Here is a 19549-nt window from a genome sequence, read left to right as displayed (position 1 = left end):
AATGATCGTGTTTGTCCTTGCTAAACCCTGTCGAGCGCTCACGCTGCGTCCTCCACTTTTTTGAATTCAATGACCCAAACCCACGGGTTCGATTTCCAGTTGCCACCGTTCAGCGCCCACAGCCAGAAATAGACCTCGCGCGGATCTTCCGAGGCCATGCCGGCGTACTGATCGCCAACGCCGACGATGTACGTCTGAGAGCCGGGCAGCAGCATCAGCCCCTCGGCGATCGCCTGTTCTGGAGTGATATCTTTCAGGCGCTCGACGCGCTGCGCCGTGATTTCCAGATGCGCGCGCGACAGATCCTGAGGCAGCGTCTCGGCGGCTGCCCATTTGGGCTCTTTGCCCTTCTTTGCGAGCTTTGCGAACTCCTCAGGCTTGTCGCGGGCGTATTCCTCGATCCAGTCACCATCTGCACGAAAGGTCACCAGCCCGCCGTACTTGCACCACTCCTCCTGCAACCACAGGCGATCGCCGGGCAAGCCGTAAGGGCAGTCGATGGGGTGGGTTCGATCAGTCCACTTGCCGGCAATCTCGGTGCCGAGCAAGGTGCCGCTGTTTGGAATCCCCGGGTGCCAGTGACCTACCTTCAACGTCCGATCGCTCAGGTGGAAACCCTTCTCGATGAACTTGAATTTCGCCGGCACCCGGTGCGTCTTCTTTCGGCCGTCCAGTACCGCCAGCGCTTGGGAAGCGCAGAGCGGCAGCCCGGTTTCTTTGGGATCGACGTTCATGCGTCACCCCCGGCCTGCTGTTGTGCACGGTGGGCGTCCGCTTGCTCACGGCTGGCCAACTCGAAATGGGGGTGTTTGTCGCCTTCCGCGGTCAGCACCGTCAGCGTGTGGATCTGGAACAGCCCGCCCAGCGTCCAGTTGCATCCCTTCCCTGCGATCGCTTTGGACGGCGAGCCTTGGCCTCGGTGGCGCCCGACGCAGGTGAACCCGATCTGGCCCCCGACGTCCTCGAACTTCTCCCCGGCGCCGGCCGCGATCAGGTCGAGCGCGTTTTGCAGCGTGCCGCATGCTGGGCAGATGAAAACGATCCCCTCCCGGGTTTCAGACTGGGCGCGGTATTCGGCAATGAACTCAGCGTGGGTAATCTCTCTGGCTTGGCTCATGCGGCACGCTCCGACGATTCGGCGCCCAGCACAGGCAAACGCATGGCTGCCTGACGGCAAAGGCGAATCTGATCGTCTGGATAGCCCCAGACATTGCCGGGGCCGTGCAGCTTGTCGATGCCGATGTAGACCGGATCAAGGCGCTGAGCCCGCATCACGTAGTTGCGCAGCTGCTCGACCAGATCGCGAATCGTGCCGTTGTGGCTGAACCCGGGCCATGGGCAGCCGGCGCGAACCTCGATCCGCTGGCCAGTGCCTTCGTCATGCAGGTACACCCGGTGGTCGTAGCTCAGGTACGCCACTTGGTCGTTCTTTTTGGAGTAGAACAGGCAGCGGCCGTAGCTCGAAATCACCTGAATCAAGCGGTTGGCGTACTCACAGCGCAGCAGGCGAGCGAAGTGACCAATGCCGTGTTCGGTGTGGTTGACCTCGATCAGCCGGTGCGCCATCTGCTCGCACAGATCCGCCTTGCAAGCGGCCAGATCCTCTTCGGTTCCAGCGCCAGCAACATCGAGCGAGACTTGAATCTCACGACGCACATGCACCAGCGTGAGGCGCACTTTCGAGGGGGCTGAGCTGACGCCGACGTTAAAAGCGAACCGGTCACTATCCAGCATGGCGCTGGCCCAGGCGGGTTTAGGGGCGATCATACGGATGCCTCGCTTGTCAGGTGTTTGACCGCCTGCACTGTCAGGAACAGGTCGTAGGCCGCATCTGCGCAGGCCATCCGTTTAGAACTATCCCCGTCCATATCTTTGCCAAAGGAAAGCGCCATTACGCCGGATTCAGTATGGTTGATAATCACGCTGTGTTCGGGGATGCCGTTGCGATCGCGGGAGCTGATCGTAAAAACCACCTCTCCCAACGGGGTTTGCATTGGCTCTGGTTTGTTTGCTGCGAAATTCTTGAACATTGGTAATCCTCAGCTCAGCTCTGGACGCACAGGCCGGCCCATGTGGGGCTCAAGGCGTTCCGCCAGCAACTTGGCCATGGAGCGCAACCCCTCGCGTTTGCTGGGCGGCGCGAGGCCAATAAAGCTGTTGCCCTCCAGCGACTCGACCAACAGCACAACGGCGGGCGGAGTCAATTCGATGGCCTTGGCCGCATTCAGATCCTGCTCAAGTGCTTGCGCCATATCGGCCCAGCTCTCGGCATCGAAGCCTGGCGGAGGATTGAATTCAAAAGTGTCCGCCAACAGTTCGGCATTCCCTAAAAAGCGCATCCGGTGCGCCAGCAAGCCGGCAGACAGGGGGCTAACGATGAAAAGGTTTTTCATTTTCGGTATCTCTGGCTGAGTACCGAAGCATAATTACATAAATTTGATAACGCGTCATTAACACTTTAACGCGCATACGCCTTTATGTTTTTGGCGCCTGAAACGCCCCAGAATCGCCACTGTCAGCTGGCTCGCGCTTCCTGGTACTGCTGGCTGGCATACCACTTGGCTAGCAGCGCCTCGACACCTCCGGGAACCACACGGCTTGCCGCCCGCACCAATTGCGCGCACACGTCGACCAGCTCGATTTCGCGGCCGTACTCCGCAATGAACCGGGCTTTCACACCATGAACCGCCAGCATGGACGGCACCGGGCCGTGCCCTTGCTGGTGATGGCCGGCGCACAATGGCAGGACGAAGTAATGGGCATGGGCCTTGGTGCGACCATCACAGTGGTGGATCGAGACATGCGCAGGCAGGGTGTAGTCGCGCGGCCGGCCGTCCAGCAGGCAGCAGATGCACCCGCAGATATCGGCGACGTCGTGGTGCCACTGCTCCTCAGCAATGGTCTTGTGCTTGCCGGCGATCATTGGGCACCCCCAGCAGCTGAGCTGCTGTCGGGACTGATCCGGGCTTTGCCAAGCAGCTGATCCAGCGCCGCACGCCCTACCACGCTTGGGTTGACTGCTGGCGTGGCCTCCGTAGCCAGCGCAGGAGGTGGGGCGATGTGCACGGATGCCGTGGCCAGCGCCTGAACCTGTCCAGCCCGCTTTTGGCTCTTTTCAGCCAGCGCCGCTTTGGTGGCGTAGCCCTCGCAGCCATGGAGGAGCAAGGAAACCGGGTGGCACTTATCGACGACAGAGCCCGCGTGTTCCTTGGAGACGTAGAACGCCGCGATCGATGGCGCCTGCTCGCCTACACGGTCGACCATCTTGCAAATTTGCCCAGCTACTGTACGGTTATACAGTGGCCATTGTTTATAGCGCTCTCGGTAAGCCGAAGCGTATGCGTGCCAGGCGGCGTAGGACTTGCTGGCAGGGTTTGCCGGGTAGTTCTCTGGCTGCACCAGGTCACCCGTATTCTTTCCTGCTTTTTCAATCCTTGATGCTCTTTGAGTCTTATCTAATGTTTCGGGCTTTGCCGTAATCGGCAATGGCGTTTCCGCTGACGCCGTAACCGGTACCACCGTTTCCGGCAAATCCGGAAACGGTGGATTGGCCTTCGCTTCCCTCTCAAGCCGGTACTCCTCGGCGGCCTCTAAATCAGGCGTTTCAGAGACTTCATAATCAACACCGACGAAGTTGCCGCCCTCGCGCTTGAACTCACGGTAGATGTAACCCGCAGCACGTAGCTCGTTGATGATGCTGTAAACCTTGTCCTTGCCAGCTGACTTACCGATCGCGTTCTTGGTGCGGTTCACCAGATCCCGGGGCTGTACCACCCACTTGTCGGGCTTGCTCAACAGGTACACCAAAAGGCCGCGGGCTTCCCACGAAAGACGGTCATCTTCGATGGTGGCGGTCGGTAGGGTGTAGAACTGGCTTTTGCGTGCTGCGCGAACGATGCTCATCGAGCACCCCCTTGAAATTCGGATGCTCTAGACGATTTTGTAAGGTTTTTCGCACGCGGCTGTACGGATCCGTCAGGTTTATCCTGAGAATCGGTGCTAAAGGCGCGTGGAATAAGGCCGGAACGTTGGCAGAGCCAGTCCCTGTGGTATACTCGGGCTACAAACAAGTAAGCCCCCTTTTGCGTCGAATCCTTCGAGCAAAAGGCAAGCAAGGATCGCTTCCCGGACGAAAGGTGTTTGTAAGATTTCTCATATGCTTCAGGAAAAAGAACCCTCTAAACCTTGCCGGGTCGGGTTCTTTTTTTTCGCCTCCATTTTGATGTTACGTCTGCATCGCTGCAATTTGGCGTGCTGTATATCACACGGCCAGCATCATCGTCTAAAGCAATTTACCCGCCTACATCCTTGTTCGGCTTGACCTTTTTAGGAATCAGCGCCGCCACAACCTGCAGATAAAGCGCCTTCGAAACCCCGCGTTCACCGCTCGGAGCCCCCTGAATTTGCTGCATTTTCAGCTTGCTGGAGCGCAGAAATTTATGATCCAGATCGTACATGTTCAACTTTCGTCGTAGACGCACGCCACGCGCGATCGATGCGCGCAATTCACGCTCCGGAAACGGCTGGTCGAACCACCCGAATGGCAGGTTGATCACCTGTTCCAGGCGTCGAGCAAGCCTTTCCGGTATGCCTGACCGATCGTTGATGGCCACGCTCAGCTGGTTTGAGAACATTTTGCGTTCCTTGTCTGCCAGGTGCGTCAGCAGGTTTAACCGCACCCCCTCGCCTTTCAGATCGACGTACAGAATCAGCCGTTGACGCCGTGCGCCTTGCGCGGCGGCGACAGCTTCGTCGACCGTGGTTGCTCCTTCAAATACTTCAATGTTCATCAAGTTATCGCTTTGTTCAGAATCCCACTCGATCTTAAACCAGATAACACTAAACGGCTGTTTTTAATGTCAAAACGCCTTATCGTGACAAGCACCAATGTACGGGGATAGTTTTTAGGCGCCACTCCCCGTACATTTCGGCGCCGAAAAGCTCGATTCCTCACGATAAGGATCCAAACCGCATGTTTTTCACCAATCTGCTGCTCTACCGCCTCACTCAGCCTCTCGCTGTTGACCTGGAAGCGCTGGAAAAGGCCCTGTGCACCAAACGCGCCCGACCGCCAGCATCGCAAGAACTGAATACCTACGGCTTTGTCGCGCCGATCGGCAAGGGTGACGACGCCCCGCTGGTGCATCACAGCCACGGGTTTACGCTGATCGCCACCCGTAAGGAAGAGCGCAATCTGCCCGCCAGCGTGGTGCGTGACGCCGTTCGGGAGAAGGTCGAAGCGATCGAGGCCGAGCAACTGCGCAAGGTCTACAAAAAGGAACGCGACCAGATCAAGGACGAAGTGACTCAGGAGCTGCTGCCCCGGGCATTCATCCGCCGTAGCAGCCTTACTGCCGCGATCGACGTCGAAGCGGGCCTGGTCTTGGTCAACACCTCATCGCCAGCCCGGGCAGAGGATCTGTTGTCGACTCTGCGTGAAGTACTCGGCACCTTGCCCGTGCGGCCGGTCACCGTGAGCATTGCACCGCCGGCATCCATGACGGCCTGGCTCCAGACCGAAAAAACGCCGGACAACTTCTACGCCCTCGATCGCGCGGTACTGAGTGACACCCACGAAGATGGCGGCTCAATCAAAGCCACCCGGCAGGATCTGACCAGCGAAGAAATCCGCATGCACCTGGCCACCGGAAAGATCGTTACCAGCCTGTCTCTCGCTTGGGACGCCAAATTGTCCTTCGTGCTGAACGAGAAAATGACCATCACAGGCCTGCGCTTTGAGGATCTGCTGAAAGACAAGGCCAACGCTGACGGCGGCGATGATGCAGCTGGCCAGCTCGACGCCAGTTTTGTGCTGATGATGCTGACCTTCCGCGACTTCGTGCCGGCATTGCTCGATGCGCTGGGCGGCGAAGAGATTCCGCAAGCGGTCTGACCCAAATCGCAGGCGAAAAAAAGCCGCGCTACCGAGGTAGCACGGCCCTTTCCCGCAAATACTCAGCCAGAGATTTGCCTGCGCATTATCAAGCGCAAGCCACGGATAATCAAGGAATCCCCCCGAAATGCGTGTTGTGTTTAACGGCCGCCACCGGACGAAAACCGGCAAGGCGCCGAAGAAACCCGTTCACTGGTTTGGAACAATTACGGTCAGCGGCGCCACCGGTGACGCGATGGCCTGCAGCTGGTCAAGCGACAAGGGACAGCCACTGCTTTTGCAGCAAGCCATTCAGGCGATTCTGCTCGCGCTGACTGACGCCCAGACTGCTTTCGCGCTCGAGTATCAGGCCCAGCCTGATCGGGTCACTTTCGACATGCAGAGCCGGTGACCATGCGCGTAGACATACAGAATCTGGACTTCACGCTTCAAAAAATGATCTTTTCGCCCCAGATCGGCGCCAAAGTGCAATGTGGCACTGCCAATCTGGTGGTTGTTCCGTTCAGCCCCCAACCGTATATCAACCAGGTAGAGCTGGCGGCATACGGGATCAGCCCAGACGACGGGCCGGCGCTAATGCGTGCGGTTAAGCTGGCGTTCAGCATGGGGTTGATAGGTTCGGACATAGCCCCGATTCGGGTGGGTAACGCGTTCGAGCTGTTGAAGGATCTGCCTCAGCAAAAATTGTCCCGCATTGGTACGGGGATAGTTTTGGCCATGGGCGTGGCACGATTGAATGACCTCGATCACCGCCAATGGCGTGCATGCGGCTATCGGTCGCAAGGGGAGTTCTTGGACTACTGGGCGCGGACGATGCCGGAAGCGCCAGCAGATTCGAACCCCTGGTGCTGGTTAATCCACTTTGAATACAAGGGCTGAATTATGTATACCCTCCCCCTCTTGGCGCTGGCCATCTGTTCCGCGTTCATCTATCGGGCGAAACACCCAAACAAAGCGATCAACCCAACGTCGGCCAAAACATCCAGGCGGCTGCGCCTGGTACTTGGCATGCTGACCATGATTTTCTGCACTTCGGCAGCGTACCGGGCTCCGATCGAAATAGGCGAGGCACTTTCGAGCGCTCAAACACGCCAGGCAGAGTTACAGAATGACAAGTTACAACGCCGAATGATGGCAGAAAGGCAGCACGTTCAAGCACTTATCGAAACTTTGGGCGGTATCGATAACTACCGGGCTTACCTACAAGCCGGAAAAGCACAAAGTTACTGAAATAAACATACCGTTTATCGGAAAAAAACCCTTTATTCGGGAACTTCCCCATGCCAACCTCTACAAACGTTCTAACGTTGGCTGTGGGGCACGGTGTGGGTTCCAGCTTGATCGACCGGCCGAAACCCCTTTAAACACTGGGGAAAAAGGCCAAACGTTCGGGGATATGATATCCCCGGTACTTAGTGCAAAATCCGCGACCTTTTCTGTGTAATACCTAACGCTTTAAAAACCTACGTCTAGAAATTGTTCTCCCAGGAATACCCATGCCACGGAACGCCCACGAACGCATCGCACCATACACCTGCATAAAGGCTGAACATCATGTCGCTCAATCAAAGGACAATCGAGAAGATAACCATCCCGGGCAAGTATCACGATAAAAACGGCCTCCTCCTGCGTGTAACTCAGGGCGGTACCAAATCGTGGATCTGTCGTTATCAGCTCAATGGCGCTCGCCATGATGCTGGGCTTGGTTCCTTTCCTGAGGTATCTCTGGCCGATGCTCGCAAAGCAACGCTTGAGCTTCGCGTTATGGTGAAAAACGGGATTGACCCGCTTGCCGCCAAACAGAAACCTACCGCTACACCTCCGACCTTTGAAGAAGAGGCCTACGCCTTCGTAGAGCGAAACCGCGCTGGCTGGTCGACGAAACACGCCGATCAGTGGTGCAATTCCCTGCGCGATCATGCATTCCCAGTCATCGGTTCCAAGCCTATCAAAGACGTCGATACAGACGACATCTTGAAGGTTTTAGACCCGATCTGGCGCGATAAACCGGAAACTGCCCGCCGTGTCCGTAACCGTATGGAACGCGTAATTGACTTCTCGAAGACTCGCGGTCACCGCGAAGGCGAGAACCCGGCGCGCTGGCGCGGGCACCTCAAAAACGTGCTTTCCAATGTGGCGATCGCAACTGTCCCTTTAGAATCCATGCCGTATTATGCGCTTCCGGAGTTTATGAGCCGGATCGAGGGTGACGACACCCGCGCCGCGCGCTGCCTCCAATTTCTGATCCTCACGGCCGCCCGCACCACCGAAGCGATGGGCGCCAAATGGGACGAAATCGATTTTGAAACACAGACCTGGACAGTGCCGGCCGAGCGCATGAAGAACAGCGAGCCGCACCAGGTGCCACTGACTGAGCAAGCCATGGCAGTGTTGAAGGACGTGAACACCCGCGGCCGGAGCAATTACATCTTCCCGAACCGCAAGCTGAACAACACGATGGCCGAAAACGCCCTGCGCCGGCTGCTGGCCAAGTACGAAACCGGCTGCACTGTGCACGGGTTCCGCGCGACGTTCCGTATGTGGGCAGAAGAGAAAACCGACTTCCCGTCGGAGATTTGTGAGAAGGCCCTGTCTCACACGATCGGCAACGAGACGACCCGCGCCTACAACCGCGGCAACTCGCTCGAAAAGCGCCGCCCACTGATGGATCGTTGGGCCAAGTACGCTACCGAACGGATTTCACCAAACCGTCACTCGGTGGCGCGCACCGCATCCAGAGCGCAGCCAACCAAAAGCACTTCCATAGAGCGGCCGTAGGCTTTCGCCGCCTTGAAGTCGCGCGCCAGTATCTTGGCCGCGGCGGCACCTCCCGGGTATGGGCCCACACGGGTCAGATACTCGGGCTTGGCGGGGATTTCCTCGGGCTTGATGCACTTTTGCGGCACCAGCACTTCACGAATTTCAATCTGGACGGTCGGCTCGGGCGCTTTTGATGTGCACCCGGCAACCGCCACCGCCAGCACAACGCTGGCCAGCAGTTTACTGTTCATCATCCCCCCAATAGGCACGTAAAACGTCGTCGGCGCTGGTGTTCACCGCCTCAGCCGCCCGGACATGCTCGGCCTCGATATCGTCCTCGGCTTTCGCCTCCTGGCGCATTTGCGCCCGCTGCTCTTCGGCCGCTTTCTGATCCTTGGCGAACTGGGCTACCTTTTCGTTGGAGACTTCCAGCGCACGCTGCAGCGTCCTGACTTTCTCTTGCTCGGCACTGAGCAGGTCGGCCGCGTTCTTGACCTCCTCGTTGCGTGACGCGCTGCCGGCATCGAACACCTTGGTACCGGCGAAGATCAGCAACAGCGCCAGCGCCAGGCCGGCCCAGATGTTCACACCGGCCCCAGATCGCGCAGGCACAGCGCTGTTTCATGCGTGCGGCGCTTCTCGATGCCCGGCATCCACTTCGGCTTTAACCACTGCATGATCTGGGCGCAGGCCTCGCGGCGGCGACCCTGACGCAGCAGCTTCATCATGGTGCTTTCTTCGCCCGACTTCTTGAGAGCAAACAGCCCATCCTTGACGCCTTTTTTTCCAGTGCCCAAGTTGTCCAGCAGCAGGTTATAGGCCTGCTGTTCACCCTCGGTCAGCTGATCGAAGCCGATCGGCCCGGCGCTGGTCTTGATCGCCGGCAGCTTGGCCACCAAAAACTGGTGGTTCGTTTCCAGCCGCTCGAACAGGCCCTGCGCGCACTCCGGAAGGGTGCGCGCCGGCTGCCCAAACTGGACGTCCTTGCCGGTTTTCCCCATGCAGACTGTCGGGATCCCCAGCCCATCGTCGTAGACGGTCAGGCGGGTGCCCTCAGTGGCGGCAACAGAGAGCGCCAGCGCGATCGCCACGGCGGTTTTCTTGTTGCGTTTGCCCACATCGAGGATGGTGCTACTGACTTGCTGCTGCGTCGGCCTGGCTGTCATCGCCGCCCTCCTCGATCAATTTTTTGTTGATGAAATGGATCCCCAGATTGGCGATCTTCAACAGCCCGGTGGCCACGCCATACATCCATGGCGGGATAGGCAGTGTTTCGAAATACACCCAAGCCACCGCCACACCGTCCAGCACGAAACCCAGTGCGATCAGGTGTGTGTTGTAAGGCTTGAGCCATTGAACCCAGCTCTTAACCTTCTTTCCGCCCACGGCTTCCACCCTGTTCCCGTTCCATTTGTTCCACTCGAATTTCGAGCTGATACGTTGTCTTCTTGAGCGCATCGACATCGAACCTCAGCGTCGACGTAGCGCTGCTCTGCTGGCGCAGATCGCTTTGAATGAGCGCGATATCCTTGTTGATGGTGTTGATCGACGTGAGGATGCCGTCGAGCTTGTTGTAGATGCCTGTGCAGATCGAAATCAGCAGCCCGGCAACACAGGTCTGGACGATCCCCAGCGCCAATTTGGCCAGTGGCGTCTCCATAATTCGCTTAGCGTCAGCGGCCATTTTGCTGTCCTGTATACCCATGATGGTTTGCCCATATTGTCTACTGATGCGCATTGGCCACTGTCGCGGGGTTTGCGCGTTAGAAGGGCTTTCGCCCAGATTTGGCGATGATTTCCGCCACGTTCCCGACTGATTTGATTACCGCGTCAAGCCGCGAAAGCTGCGCGTTTGCGTACTTGTTTTCATGCTCGCGGTTCTTCTTCCATAGCTCGAACGGCTTGCTTTCAAACAGGGCCTGCACCTTCGTCGTGGTCAGGCGCCCGCACCCCACCAGATCCTGCTGGAAGTACAGCGCCAGCTCCGCTCTGGTCGAGTTGATCGAATCCCATAACCTCACGCGATCGTTCGCTGATGGCGGAATGGGCAGGAAATCGGGCCGGTGCAAGCTCTGGCACCCCCTCGCTGACGTCAGATACTTGAGCGGCCAGCACGCCGTATTCGCTGGTGATGGCGTACACAAAATGGGCGGCGCGCTGTGCAGCCAGAAGGTAGGCATCAAACAGGCCCACAAACTGGCTGTCCTTGAGCTTGCGCACGCCGGCAATGCGTTCGATCAGCACCTTCTCGCTGCTGCCGTCATCGACGTACACCAGTGGCTCTTCATCAACGCCACGCACGCATGCCGCGATCGCGCCGCACCACCAGCTGTAAGCCGTCTTTTTGTAGGTGCCGTCAGCGATCAGGGTTTCGATGATTTCCGCCTGGTAACCCAGCAGCGGGGTGTAGATCAGCGTGTTGCCTTCATGCTCGAACTCAACCTGGTCGGGATAATCGGTGTTGAGGAGCAAGTAGTCGCTGAAGTGACCCTCGCCCAGGGGGAAGTCCGGCCCGTCGTCGCGTGTGGCCGCCATGTAGCTGCCGATCACATACATGCGCTCGTTGACCGACCACAGGCGCGGGTCAGTCACAGCACCTGGTCGATCGCTGGAGCGAGCAATGCGGCTCAACAGCACGCTGGCGGTGCGCTGGTCGAACACGGCCGGGATTTCGCACAGATCCTGAATATCGTCCATGTCCAGCTCAGTCAGCTCGATCGACAGACGCCGTGTATTGATCGGGGGGATGTACTTCATAGGGCACCAAAGGATTCGGATTGCGTGAACGTGAGGTTGAGCGCGGTGAATTCGTCGATGTTGCGCGCCAGGCTGACTTCACAGGACACAGGCACCAGTACCCAGCCGGCGGAATAGCCGCGGCCTTCCTCGACGACGCCGTGGGTGATGGTGATTTTGTTGGTGTATTCGGATGGCAGGCCAAACGTCCCGTCCGGATGCACTGCAGCAGCCCGGAGCTGGTCAAACCAATCCTTGATTTCGCCGTCGGCGTCGTAGCAGGTGATACGCACTTCGACCGCTTCGGCGCCGGTCGGCGTCATGGTGAAGCCAGAACCGACCTTTACCGGGTCATACCCCAGCTGCACGCCGTTGTAGGAGACTTCGGTTGCCAGCAGGTTGACCCGCGGCGCGCCAATCTTTGCGATCGGCTCAACACCGATGTGCCAAAGGTTCGTGCGCTCGCGCTGAATCCCTTGGGCTTCCTCATACATCTGGATCAGCTTCGACCAGGTGACGCCGGCCAGAATGATGTTGTCGCCACCGCCGCCGAACTTCGCGCTGCGGCCCAATACGTTGTCCATCACCTTGTTGGCGGCGCTGTTCAGCTTGCCGTTGAGCAGGTCACGCCCGGCAGATGCGAACTTCTGGATTTTCGAGTTGAGCCCGCCCTTGGGCAGAAACTTTTCCGCGCCCTGGTACGCCAGCCGTTCGAAGATGTTGGCCATCAGATCGACCTCACCTCAAAGGAGAAACACTGCTGCGGCAGGCGTTCTTCAAGGGTGGTGATGGCGGCCTGAGCTTCGGCGGCGGAAATGCCGAACGGATCGGCACCCTGGCTGCGCGAGGCCTCCAGAGCCGTGGCGTTCTCGAGCGCCAGTTTCATTTTCCACAGCGGCTCGATGATTGCGAACTCACTGGGCGTCAGATCGAAGTCTTGGGCGCCCTCGGTGGTGTTTGTCTCATCAATCGGAGTGTGTATGCCGTCGGCGCTGGTGGCGTTGGCCAGGCGCGCATAGCCGCAATACTTGCGCACGGCTTCACGCAGACTCCTGGTGATTTGATCGTCATCCAGCACGCTGCCAATCGGCAGCACCGCGACGTACTTTTCTACCAACTGGCTGAGTTTCATGGTTACTGATTCGCAAACCAGTGGAAGTGCAGCGTTCCCTGGCAGATCAGCACTTGGGTTTCGTTTTCCCAGTCGCGATCGGGCGTATCCATGATCAGGCAGGCGTCTTTGATTTCTTCTTTCTTGGTGTAGCTCTCAGGCCGGCCGGCGTAGACGGTGGCGTTCTGCTGAGCGCCTGATTCGATCACCTTTTTCAGGAACTCGCTGCAGTGGTTGTTCTCTGTCTCGTAGATGGCCACCGGGCCTTCCTGCTTGGTCTTGTTCTGCGATGGCTGAACCATCTTCTGACCGATCGGGCCGAAAAACTCCACCACATCGCCTGGCGTAGCGACCGGCCACGGGAACTGCTTGATCAGCAACACCATGTCGGGGAAGTCGTCGAATACGATAGTGGCGTCAGCCTGGACGGCTTTTTTGCCCATATCCTTGATGTTTTGGAACGTGCGGCTTAATACGCCAAATTTTTCAGTAGCCATCGGGCAACCCTCTGATTGAGTACAAACAGGGGCTATGCTCACACGTAAAAAACCCCGCCTTTGTGCGGGGTTTGCGTGTTATTGGCGGGTGAAAAAGCGCTTGATATCGGCCCGGTCGAGCGCGGTCAGCGTGGCCATGGCCACCTGCACCGGCAACGCGATGTAGTTGCCGTTGGAGTCCTTCGGCGCATCGAGCGGGAAATTGATGCTCTCGATCACCACCGGCGCGTAGGTTCGGCCGGCATACGTCAGCCCCAGCAGCTTGGGAGCCTTCGAAGGGAACAAGGCTTTGATAAACGAATCCACGTCCTTGGTGGTCTGCAGCACCTCGGACAGAATCCCGTCCTCGGCCAGCTCCTGCGGGAAAACCCATTCGAGCAACCGCGCCAGCGGTGCTTCAACTTCGGTCAGTGCGCTGCTCATCGCCCGGAAATGCAGGGTGAAATTGAGCTTTACCGGTGGCATGCCCGAAAACACCTGGCGGGAGTTGAGCTTGGTGATACCGGTACGCCCTTCCAGCTCTTTCACCGCGGCCTTGAGCTTGTCGGAGCCGGTGTTGAGCATGTCGGCAATCGCGCCCTCCTTGAAAGGGCTGACAGCCTGCAACGCATTGAGAACCGGAACAAGCGATCCGGATTGCAGCATGCCGGCCAAGGCTGGCGCCTTGGTGTCGGGCCCGGTGTTTTCGAAGGGAGACTGCCAGTTTTGGGCGACTTCGATGTTGCCATCGCTCAGCGCGCCAAAGACGCCGGCAAACTCGGTGATATCCGCCACGCCTTTGGAGTCGCACACGAATACCCGGCCCAACAGCAACGGCGAAAGGCTGCCCCAGTCGCTGCCGAGGTCGCTGCTCAGGGTTTTGAGCCCCGGGATAAAGTCGCCGCTGACCCCCATGACATTGCCGACGGTTTTGTAGAGGTTGTCGCCCTCAATCAAGCCGTCAATCTTGCCCTTGGCGGTGTCCATCAGGGCTGAGACGGACGTTTTCCCCGAAAAAAGATCGGAAACGGTGCCGACCACCGAACCGGCCGCCCCTTCGAGCGCCTTCCGGTTGGCGGTACCGCCCAGCATGCTATCGACGCTGGCCAGGCCTGCGTCGATAGCACCAGTGACCACACCGGAACCGGTGCGGCCGACAAAACCGGCAGCCGACCCTAGCAGTTTGTTGGACGTCGCCCCAGCAGCGGTACCGGCCACACCCTTGATCGATGCGCCAACCGATTTGCCGAGACTGTCCAGGCTAAGGTCGACCATGGGTTACTTGCCCAGCATGCGGCGGCGAATGCGCATCGACTTCGCGCGCTTCATCTTGGCCTGTCCAGAAAACGCCTTCATCTGCATTTTGCGAACGGCAGCCTTCTGGCCAGCGGTCAGGCGCACGGTGCCGCCTACACGCTTCTTGATGCGTACCTTCTTGCCGCCACGGATGGCAACAACCTTGCGGTAAGTGGCATCGAGCATGGTGTCGTCATCGCCCACGACGAACTTGCCGGCGGCGTCGATCATCGCGTCATCACCTTGCGGCAGCTTATCCAGCAGCACGTCGTGAACACGGGCGGCCGGCTCGTTGCCGAAAATCACTTCGCCATCGAGCAGCGCGTCGACGTCCGCCTCCGGAACGCCGGTTTCTTGCAGGTAGTCGCCCACCAGCTCAGCGACCGCGGCCACGTACTCGGACTGTTCATCCGTCAGGTCTGCGTCATCATCGGTAGCGGTACCGACGCACAGGGCATACAGGCGATCGCCGTAGCCCTCGCCTTCGTCCAGCTCAGCTTCGGCCCATTCGTGAACAATGCTCACGGCGTCCTGACGCATTTCCTCGGTAAATACGAACTCGGTGTTGCTCGAATCCTTGTTGTTGGCGCTGTCCAGCATGGCAGCGTGCTGCTGATTCTCTTGCTGCGCTGGTGGTGCTGGCGGCGCTGCAAACAGAGCAGCAACTACCGCGGTTTGCGAGACGACGCTACGCACTAACTGATCCATAAAACCCCCTTAAACCCGAACGATTGTTTGTTGCGCTTCGGTTACGCGGTTGGTGCCGTCGTAGCAGATGAAAGTGCCTACGTTCATCTTCTCGAAAGGCTGATTTTCGTTGGCCTTGACCTCGGCGTTGTAGCAAGCGCCGTCCAGTTCCGCGCTTGGCTGCAACCAGCCAGCCGACTGCAGGGCCGGAAGGAAATTGCCGAGGAACTTGGTGGTTTTGTCGATCGCCTTGTGCATCGGCAGCTGCAAGGACTCTTGGGCGACGGCCGCAATGGTGTCGTCCACGTAAGTGGCCATTTCAACCACGCCGATCAACTTCGACGCGCCTTCGGTCTGGGCACCCGTGAGGGAGTCGTACCATGCGTATTTCGGGCCGCTCGGATAATCGACAAAGATCACCGGGTTGATGCGCGAAGCCGCCAGCAATTCCAGTTCGTCGGCGTCCGGCTCATAGGTCTGCGTCATGTTCACGCGATCGACCGCGTATTCACTGCCGGCGATCACTTCGTTGCGCTTGGCGATGCCTTTGGCGTTGGTTACGGCGTTACGGGCGCAGCGATAGCCGATGTTCTGGCCAGAGGTGCCCATGTAGGCCTTGCCGCCCGCGGCCGGATTGTTGGCGATGATCGGCGCCCAATAGCACTGGCTGTACAGGCTGTCGGTTGCCCCGCCCACAGAGGCGTAGAAGGTCGCGGCCGCCTGCGGCGTGAAGCGTCCCGGGATGTCCCAAGCCACTTGCTTGTTGATGTCGTCGCCCAGGCCCAGCAGACGCGAAATCAAAGCGACGTTTTCGGTACCGCCGGCACAGATGTAGGTAAACGACGGCTTGGCGCGCTTGATGCGGTTGATCGCAGCGTCCATATCGTCAGTGGTGTACAGGGTGCTGCCTTCGGTGAAGTAGTCCAGTTTGGTGGACGCGAACACGTCCTTGCTGTCCTTCTTGCCGTAGAACACGCAGTTGACCGGCACCACTGCATCATCGGCCACGTCGACCACTTCCAGCACGTCGGTGTACTGCGCCACGATATCGCCGATGAAATAGGACTGGTTGAACTCGTCCAGGGCCTCACGATCGAGCGAGCCCGTGAATGGACCCAGCACCAGCGCGTTGGTGGTCACGTCACGCAGCTGGATAACGACTTCCTTCGACGGTACCGCTACGCCCAATGCGTCCTTTGCAGGATTGGCATGGATTTCGGCGATCACACCGTCAGAGAAACATTCCAGATGCTTGAGGGCGAGCAGGTAATCGCCACTGGCGCCAACCTCTTCGTCCACCAGCGACCACACCGCCGGGGTTACAGCTGGCTCGCCAGCGGGTACCGAGGCCTTGGCCACCATCAACTTGTTTTTGGCGTCAGACGCCACCAGGCGCGATGCAACAGCCTGGACGGTGCCCTTCTTGAGTGCTTCGTAGATGTGCACCTGCGGTTCGGCCAACTTGGACACGGACAGCGACTGAGCAGCGCCCAGAACGCGTTTCTGCTTGCCCTTGCCGACGCCGAAAGCCTTGTCGATGCGTCCGCGCGGGAAGCGACCGACAATGGCCATGTTGTGCGCCACGGTGCTGATGCTTGGAACTTCGGATTGATCGTCGATGCGATTGAGCTGCACGCCCGATCGCTTGCCAACCACGCGGTCAAATGGAATGGTCATTACTCGCCCCCTTCAACAGGTTGAGTCGTGGCTTTGCCGGGCTTCTCGGCCTTTTTGGGCTCGACCGGGGTTTCTTGTTCAACAAGTGCAGGCACGATCGTCGCGAATTCCTCGCTGTCATTGCCGGCACGGTCGGCGAACTCGGCGAAATCGGTCACCAGAAGCCACGCCTGCTCGTAGCTTTTGACCTTGACGGTTGCCTCTTCGCGGGGCGCCAGTTCGGTGCTGAGGCCAGTGGACGGAACCACCAGCGGGAAGTTGCCCTGGTGCGATACGGTCACGTTGAACGGGTAGGTTTTTTGGCCGGCGACGATCGCATCTGCGAGTTCGCGGGGCGCTTTGCCGGCGGCGCGGTTAATCGTTACTGCTTTGGTCTGGCTCATGTTTCACCTGTACGCCGTAAAGGCTGTCCCACTTATCCAAGCGAGCTGGCCCGGCCAAGGATCGCTTGAGGTTTTCGTACTGCTCCCAGTCGAACTCGGCCGTGATGCTTTCGTGTGGCTGAATCGAGCGATTCACAGACTTCACACTAAAGCGGCTCGCGGTGTTGTTGCTCAGGGTTAGCAGGGCGGGAAAGTCCGTGATTTCGGGCAATCCCCACACGTTCAAAGCTACAGGCTCGGCGAGGGCCGATTCGTCTTCGGTTTGCGTGGTTTGAGCATCGAGCAGGGCCGCCATCGTTGCCGCGGCCGCACCTTCAACATCCTGCCCGCTCAGGTTCTGGGCCGACGCCTCGAACGCAGCAGCGGTGCTTTCAGCGGCGGCGGTGGCCAGCGCGTCAGCATCAGCCGGCGGCCCGTTGGCAGGCGCTGAGGTGTCGACGTTGCCGTCACCCTTCACGCCTCCAGCAAGGCTATCGGTAGCATCACCCGTAGCGGTGTTATCGCCGTCAGCATTGCCTGCGTCATCAGGGGCGCCGGCTGGGGGAGAATCACCGGTAGCACCATCGGAACCATCAGCACCTGGTGCGGCGCCAGTCGGCGCCACGGCCGAAGCCCCGGAAGCCGACGCCGAAGCGCCTTCTTCCAGAGCTGGCCCAGGTGCTGCGTCTGTAGCCTTGGCGGTGGGCGCGGTGGTAGCCGCGGCCTTCGCTTTCGTACTTTTCGCAGCCATGGAGCCCCCTTACGCGGACAGCGCGTAAACGTTTTTGACGATGATCAGCGCAACGCCCAGCGCCGACGGCAGGTGCGGGTTCACCTCAGTCAGGCCGCGACTGAAGAGCGCCGCACCAGACAACAGGTCTTTGCCCACAGCCAGAGGAATCAGAGTCTGCGGTACCGCATCCGAGAACACGATTGGGTTACGGGCAACCTGCGGCGAGCGACCGATACACAGAATTTCGATATCGGTTTCGGTTTCTTCGACGACGTAAGGGCTGTAGTAAACGTCGTATTTGCCCTTGTAGCGGCCGATACGGAAGATGCCAGGACGCGCAGTGATGCCGGACGACACGAAATCGGTGCTGTCCATTGCCTGGAACTGAGACGCGCCGATCGCGCCCACGTACATGAAGGACAGGCCGTATTCCATGGTGGTGTTGGCCACCTCTTGGTCGACCGCGCCCACGAACGAACCGAAGTCGCGCCAGATCATGGAGCGGGTTTTCTCGACCAGCTGACGTTCGGCGTCGAAATCGAAAGTGCGTTTGGTGCGCTTGGCCATACGCTTCGCCTTACGCAGCGAGTCGATGTAGCGCTCGTTGGCGGTTTGGGTACGCCCTGCTTGCGTCGCGATGGTCAGGGCATCAGCGCCCAGCTCTGCCTGAGTCTGGGTGCGACTGTCCGGGGTGATTTGCATCAGCACACGGCTTGGCGAGCAGTACAGCGAGAAGCTGCGAGCGGTGGTGTTGATCGCAGGGATCAGATCCGGCTTCTTCTCGAAGTTGATGAATGCTTGCGCCTCCACCACAACACCAGCAGGCAGTGCAGGGTTGAAGGTCAGAGTGCCCTCACCGGTATCGATGTTGACACTACCGTTGATGACGTAACCGGTTGCGCCGACCTTGAACTGGCCAGAAATCAGGGAGGTAGGCGTACCGCTGTCATCAGTCTGCTCGCGACCGACAGTAAAACCGTCGACCATGATGCTGGTACGGTTACGCAACAGCGGTACCGCGGCACCCGCGCCGCCGATCTGAGCGGTAACCTTGAAGGTGCCACCCAAGCGGTCGCCTGCAACGGTCACGTCGACGATACGCTCGGAGCGGGTGTAGGTCTGGCCGCCCGCCACGCCGTCGAGCAAATCGCCTTCTTTGTAGGCGCCGAAGCTGGAACCCGCTACCGCGGTGATGATCGCCAGCTTGGATTCGTTCGACTTGAGGTCGCCCGGCAGGTAAGCGCCGAACGGGATGGCTTCGGAGAAACCACCAGTGATGGCCAGGGCGATGCGGTTCGGCTGGTGCGAGAGGGTTGCCGAGGCGTTGTTGCTACTGATGCTGTCCAGCGTGTAGCCGTGCGGCAGAACCTGAGTGCTGGAACCGTCGGCGATGTTTTCGGCTTGAGAGATAACCGCGTCGATCAAGTCGGCAGACGGCACAAAGCCGTTGCGTGCCTCGAAACGGGCGATACCGTCCAGCATGCTCGAAATGGCCACGCCTTTGCTGGCGTCACCATCGATACGATCGAGCAGCGCTACCATACGGGCAGGCAGCAGCTCAGACGACTTCGCTACCGATTGCTTGATTACGTCCTTTGCGTCGGCGCTGGCGCTGTCCAGCATGCCGCCACCAGTGCCGCGAGCAGCACCGATCAGGCTGTAGACCTTGCTTTCCGTATCTTCCAAGCCGCTGCCGGGCGCGTAAATATGTTTAGCCATTTGAAACCTCATCTCTGATTTTGGGCTGCGCCCGTATTTGTCAGAAATGATGGTAAGGCCGAAAAAACCCCCGTTTTGGCGGGGGTTTGCGTGGTTTTT

The 19549-nt window shown here is 59.0% G+C and carries 28 protein-coding genes; 5 read left to right on the top strand and 23 right to left on the bottom strand.

The window, feature by feature from the left end:
* Positions 1 to 38: 38 nt before the first annotated feature.
* The 8 genes from JWU58_RS26900 to JWU58_RS26865 form a co-directional block, all read right to left on the bottom strand.
* On the bottom strand, positions 39 to 734 hold the full coding sequence (locus JWU58_RS26900) for a hypothetical protein (RefSeq protein WP_206422271.1): 696 nt from the start codon (positions 732 to 734) through the stop codon (positions 39 to 41).
* Positions 731 to 1117 carry a VVA0879 family protein gene (locus JWU58_RS26895; RefSeq protein ID WP_206422270.1) on the bottom strand — a complete coding sequence of 129 codons (387 nt, stop codon included), beginning with the start codon at positions 1115 to 1117 and terminating at the stop codon, positions 731 to 733. The genes JWU58_RS26900 and JWU58_RS26895 overlap by 4 nt, the downstream gene beginning before the upstream one ends.
* Positions 1114 to 1767, bottom strand: a complete 654-nt coding sequence (locus JWU58_RS26890) for a hypothetical protein (RefSeq protein ID WP_206422269.1) — start codon at positions 1765 to 1767, stop codon at positions 1114 to 1116. Before JWU58_RS26890 ends, JWU58_RS26895 begins: the two co-directional genes overlap by 4 nt.
* Positions 1764 to 2030: a hypothetical protein gene (locus JWU58_RS26885; protein WP_206422268.1), complete on the bottom strand. Its 267-nt coding sequence runs from the start codon at positions 2028 to 2030 to the stop codon at positions 1764 to 1766. Before JWU58_RS26885 ends, JWU58_RS26890 begins: the two co-directional genes overlap by 4 nt.
* Before the next feature lie 9 nt (positions 2031 to 2039).
* Positions 2040 to 2393, bottom strand: a complete 354-nt coding sequence (locus JWU58_RS26880; RefSeq protein WP_192096981.1) for a hypothetical protein — start codon at positions 2391 to 2393, stop codon at positions 2040 to 2042.
* Positions 2394 to 2515: 122 nt separating this feature from the next.
* Positions 2516 to 2923: a Ref family recombination enhancement nuclease gene (locus JWU58_RS26875; RefSeq protein ID WP_206422267.1), complete on the bottom strand. Its 408-nt coding sequence runs from the start codon at positions 2921 to 2923 to the stop codon at positions 2516 to 2518.
* Positions 2920 to 3903, bottom strand: coding sequence for a hypothetical protein (locus JWU58_RS26870; RefSeq protein WP_206422266.1), 984 nt, complete (start codon positions 3901 to 3903; stop codon positions 2920 to 2922). The genes JWU58_RS26875 and JWU58_RS26870 overlap by 4 nt, the downstream gene beginning before the upstream one ends.
* 389 nt (positions 3904 to 4292) lie before the next feature.
* Positions 4293 to 4790 carry a hypothetical protein gene (locus tag JWU58_RS26865; protein WP_206422265.1) on the bottom strand — a complete coding sequence of 166 codons (498 nt, stop codon included), beginning with the start codon at positions 4788 to 4790 and terminating at the stop codon, positions 4293 to 4295.
* Between the two features lie 182 nt (positions 4791 to 4972).
* Between JWU58_RS26865 and rdgC the strand changes: the two genes are divergently transcribed.
* The 5 genes from rdgC (at position 4973) to JWU58_RS26840 (ending at position 8671) form a co-directional block, all read left to right on the top strand.
* Positions 4973 to 5893 (top strand): recombination-associated protein RdgC, encoded by a 921-nt coding sequence (gene rdgC, locus JWU58_RS26860; RefSeq protein WP_206422264.1) that lies wholly within the window; start codon positions 4973 to 4975, stop codon positions 5891 to 5893.
* A gap of 127 nt (positions 5894 to 6020) precedes the next feature.
* Entirely contained in the window at positions 6021 to 6284 is a 264-nt protein-coding gene (locus JWU58_RS26855) for a hypothetical protein (protein WP_206422263.1), read from the top strand.
* A 2-nt stretch (positions 6285 to 6286) separates the two neighbouring features.
* Positions 6287 to 6772: a hypothetical protein gene (locus JWU58_RS26850; protein WP_206422262.1), complete on the top strand. Its 486-nt coding sequence runs from the start codon at positions 6287 to 6289 to the stop codon at positions 6770 to 6772.
* Between the two features lie 3 nt (positions 6773 to 6775).
* Positions 6776 to 7123, top strand: coding sequence for a hypothetical protein (locus JWU58_RS26845; RefSeq protein ID WP_206422261.1), 348 nt, complete (start codon positions 6776 to 6778; stop codon positions 7121 to 7123).
* A 324-nt stretch (positions 7124 to 7447) separates the two neighbouring features.
* Positions 7448 to 8671: a tyrosine-type recombinase/integrase gene (locus JWU58_RS26840; RefSeq protein ID WP_206422260.1), complete on the top strand. Its 1224-nt coding sequence runs from the start codon at positions 7448 to 7450 to the stop codon at positions 8669 to 8671.
* On the opposite strand, the gene JWU58_RS26835 is transcribed toward JWU58_RS26840, so the two are convergent.
* The 15 genes from JWU58_RS26835 to JWU58_RS26765 all read right to left on the bottom strand — a co-directional run bounded on the left by JWU58_RS26835 (position 8605) and on the right by JWU58_RS26765 (position 19450).
* A complete protein-coding gene (locus JWU58_RS26835; RefSeq protein ID WP_206422259.1) occupies positions 8605 to 8904 on the bottom strand; it encodes a hypothetical protein in 300 nt (99 codons plus the stop codon). The two genes, JWU58_RS26840 and JWU58_RS26835, sit on opposite strands and share 67 nt — an antisense overlap.
* On the bottom strand, positions 8894 to 9241 hold the full coding sequence (locus JWU58_RS26830; protein ID WP_206422258.1) for a hypothetical protein: 348 nt from the start codon (positions 9239 to 9241) through the stop codon (positions 8894 to 8896). Before JWU58_RS26830 ends, JWU58_RS26835 begins: the two co-directional genes overlap by 11 nt.
* The gene (locus JWU58_RS26825) at positions 9238 to 9819 is read right to left on the bottom strand and encodes a glycoside hydrolase family protein (protein WP_206422257.1); all 582 of its coding nucleotides are present in this window, start codon (positions 9817 to 9819) and stop codon (positions 9238 to 9240) included. The genes JWU58_RS26830 and JWU58_RS26825 overlap by 4 nt, the downstream gene beginning before the upstream one ends.
* Positions 9785 to 10048, bottom strand: coding sequence for a hypothetical protein (locus tag JWU58_RS26820; RefSeq protein ID WP_206422256.1), 264 nt, complete (start codon positions 10046 to 10048; stop codon positions 9785 to 9787). Before JWU58_RS26820 ends, JWU58_RS26825 begins: the two co-directional genes overlap by 35 nt.
* Positions 10020 to 10337 carry a hypothetical protein gene (locus JWU58_RS26815; RefSeq protein WP_206422255.1) on the bottom strand — a complete coding sequence of 106 codons (318 nt, stop codon included), beginning with the start codon at positions 10335 to 10337 and terminating at the stop codon, positions 10020 to 10022. The genes JWU58_RS26820 and JWU58_RS26815 overlap by 29 nt, the downstream gene beginning before the upstream one ends.
* Before the next feature lie 224 nt (positions 10338 to 10561).
* Complete coding sequence (locus JWU58_RS26810; RefSeq protein ID WP_206422254.1) at positions 10562 to 11350, bottom strand: hypothetical protein; 789 nt, start codon at positions 11348 to 11350, stop codon at positions 10562 to 10564.
* Positions 11351 to 11406: 56 nt separating this feature from the next.
* Positions 11407 to 12117 (bottom strand): hypothetical protein, encoded by a 711-nt coding sequence (locus JWU58_RS26805; protein ID WP_206422253.1) that lies wholly within the window; start codon positions 12115 to 12117, stop codon positions 11407 to 11409.
* Positions 12117 to 12521, bottom strand: a complete 405-nt coding sequence (locus JWU58_RS26800) for a hypothetical protein (protein ID WP_206422252.1) — start codon at positions 12519 to 12521, stop codon at positions 12117 to 12119. Before JWU58_RS26800 ends, JWU58_RS26805 begins: the two co-directional genes overlap by 1 nt.
* A gap of 2 nt (positions 12522 to 12523) precedes the next feature.
* On the bottom strand, positions 12524 to 12997 hold the full coding sequence (locus JWU58_RS26795) for a hypothetical protein (RefSeq protein ID WP_206422251.1): 474 nt from the start codon (positions 12995 to 12997) through the stop codon (positions 12524 to 12526).
* Between the two features lie 78 nt (positions 12998 to 13075).
* Positions 13076 to 14251, bottom strand: a complete 1176-nt coding sequence (locus JWU58_RS26790) for a hypothetical protein (protein ID WP_206422250.1) — start codon at positions 14249 to 14251, stop codon at positions 13076 to 13078.
* Positions 14252 to 14254: 3 nt separating this feature from the next.
* On the bottom strand, positions 14255 to 14980 hold the full coding sequence (locus JWU58_RS26785; RefSeq protein WP_206422249.1) for a hypothetical protein: 726 nt from the start codon (positions 14978 to 14980) through the stop codon (positions 14255 to 14257).
* 9 nt (positions 14981 to 14989) lie between these two features.
* Positions 14990 to 16636, bottom strand: a complete 1647-nt coding sequence (locus JWU58_RS26780; protein ID WP_206422248.1) for a hypothetical protein — start codon at positions 16634 to 16636, stop codon at positions 14990 to 14992.
* Positions 16636 to 17019, bottom strand: a complete 384-nt coding sequence (locus JWU58_RS26775) for a hypothetical protein (protein WP_206422247.1) — start codon at positions 17017 to 17019, stop codon at positions 16636 to 16638. The genes JWU58_RS26780 and JWU58_RS26775 overlap by 1 nt, the downstream gene beginning before the upstream one ends.
* Positions 16991 to 17749, bottom strand: coding sequence for a hypothetical protein (locus JWU58_RS26770; protein WP_206422246.1), 759 nt, complete (start codon positions 17747 to 17749; stop codon positions 16991 to 16993). Before JWU58_RS26770 ends, JWU58_RS26775 begins: the two co-directional genes overlap by 29 nt.
* A 9-nt stretch (positions 17750 to 17758) precedes the next feature.
* Positions 17759 to 19450 carry a hypothetical protein gene (locus JWU58_RS26765; protein ID WP_206422245.1) on the bottom strand — a complete coding sequence of 564 codons (1692 nt, stop codon included), beginning with the start codon at positions 19448 to 19450 and terminating at the stop codon, positions 17759 to 17761.
* Between the last annotated feature and the right edge of the window lie 99 nt (positions 19451 to 19549).

It is taken from the genome of Pseudomonas atacamensis, from assembly GCF_017167965.1.
GTDB lineage: Bacteria > Pseudomonadota > Gammaproteobacteria > Pseudomonadales > Pseudomonadaceae > Aquipseudomonas > Aquipseudomonas atacamensis.
This window is presented reverse-complemented; position numbering and strand designations above follow the sequence as displayed.

Bases quoted from the DNA above. Each gene is read 5' to 3' on its own strand.
- JWU58_RS26900 (WP_206422271.1), bottom strand. From the start codon at position 734: ATGAACGTCGATCCCAAAGAAACCGGGCTGCCGCTCTGCGCTTCCCAA.
- JWU58_RS26895 (WP_206422270.1), bottom strand. From the start codon at position 1,117: ATGAGCCAAGCCAGAGAGATTACCCACGCTGAGTTCATTGCCGAATAC.
- JWU58_RS26890 (WP_206422269.1), bottom strand. From the start codon at position 1,767: ATGATCGCCCCTAAACCCGCCTGGGCCAGCGCCATGCTGGATAGTGAC.
- JWU58_RS26885 (WP_206422268.1), bottom strand. From the start codon at position 2,030: ATGTTCAAGAATTTCGCAGCAAACAAACCAGAGCCAATGCAAACCCCG.
- JWU58_RS26880 (WP_192096981.1), bottom strand. From the start codon at position 2,393: ATGAAAAACCTTTTCATCGTTAGCCCCCTGTCTGCCGGCTTGCTGGCG.
- JWU58_RS26875 (WP_206422267.1), bottom strand. From the start codon at position 2,923: ATGATCGCCGGCAAGCACAAGACCATTGCTGAGGAGCAGTGGCACCAC.
- JWU58_RS26870 (WP_206422266.1), bottom strand. From the start codon at position 3,903: ATGAGCATCGTTCGCGCAGCACGCAAAAGCCAGTTCTACACCCTACCG.
- JWU58_RS26865 (WP_206422265.1), bottom strand. From the start codon at position 4,790: ATGAACATTGAAGTATTTGAAGGAGCAACCACGGTCGACGAAGCTGTC.
- rdgC (WP_206422264.1), top strand. From the start codon at position 4,973: ATGTTTTTCACCAATCTGCTGCTCTACCGCCTCACTCAGCCTCTCGCT.
- JWU58_RS26855 (WP_206422263.1), top strand. From the start codon at position 6,021: ATGCGTGTTGTGTTTAACGGCCGCCACCGGACGAAAACCGGCAAGGCG.
- JWU58_RS26850 (WP_206422262.1), top strand. From the start codon at position 6,287: ATGCGCGTAGACATACAGAATCTGGACTTCACGCTTCAAAAAATGATC.
- JWU58_RS26845 (WP_206422261.1), top strand. From the start codon at position 6,776: ATGTATACCCTCCCCCTCTTGGCGCTGGCCATCTGTTCCGCGTTCATC.
- JWU58_RS26840 (WP_206422260.1), top strand. From the start codon at position 7,448: ATGTCGCTCAATCAAAGGACAATCGAGAAGATAACCATCCCGGGCAAG.
- JWU58_RS26835 (WP_206422259.1), bottom strand. From the start codon at position 8,904: ATGAACAGTAAACTGCTGGCCAGCGTTGTGCTGGCGGTGGCGGTTGCC.
- JWU58_RS26825 (WP_206422257.1), bottom strand. From the start codon at position 9,819: ATGACAGCCAGGCCGACGCAGCAGCAAGTCAGTAGCACCATCCTCGAT.
- JWU58_RS26815 (WP_206422255.1), bottom strand. From the start codon at position 10,337: ATGGCCGCTGACGCTAAGCGAATTATGGAGACGCCACTGGCCAAATTG.
- JWU58_RS26810 (WP_206422254.1), bottom strand. From the start codon at position 11,350: ATGGACGATATTCAGGATCTGTGCGAAATCCCGGCCGTGTTCGACCAG.
- JWU58_RS26805 (WP_206422253.1), bottom strand. From the start codon at position 12,117: ATGGCCAACATCTTCGAACGGCTGGCGTACCAGGGCGCGGAAAAGTTT.
- JWU58_RS26800 (WP_206422252.1), bottom strand. From the start codon at position 12,521: ATGAAACTCAGCCAGTTGGTAGAAAAGTACGTCGCGGTGCTGCCGATT.
- JWU58_RS26795 (WP_206422251.1), bottom strand. From the start codon at position 12,997: ATGGCTACTGAAAAATTTGGCGTATTAAGCCGCACGTTCCAAAACATC.
- JWU58_RS26790 (WP_206422250.1), bottom strand. From the start codon at position 14,251: ATGGTCGACCTTAGCCTGGACAGTCTCGGCAAATCGGTTGGCGCATCG.
- JWU58_RS26785 (WP_206422249.1), bottom strand. From the start codon at position 14,980: ATGGATCAGTTAGTGCGTAGCGTCGTCTCGCAAACCGCGGTAGTTGCT.
- JWU58_RS26780 (WP_206422248.1), bottom strand. From the start codon at position 16,636: ATGACCATTCCATTTGACCGCGTGGTTGGCAAGCGATCGGGCGTGCAG.
- JWU58_RS26775 (WP_206422247.1), bottom strand. From the start codon at position 17,019: ATGAGCCAGACCAAAGCAGTAACGATTAACCGCGCCGCCGGCAAAGCG.
- JWU58_RS26770 (WP_206422246.1), bottom strand. From the start codon at position 17,749: ATGGCTGCGAAAAGTACGAAAGCGAAGGCCGCGGCTACCACCGCGCCC.
- JWU58_RS26765 (WP_206422245.1), bottom strand. From the start codon at position 19,450: ATGGCTAAACATATTTACGCGCCCGGCAGCGGCTTGGAAGATACGGAA.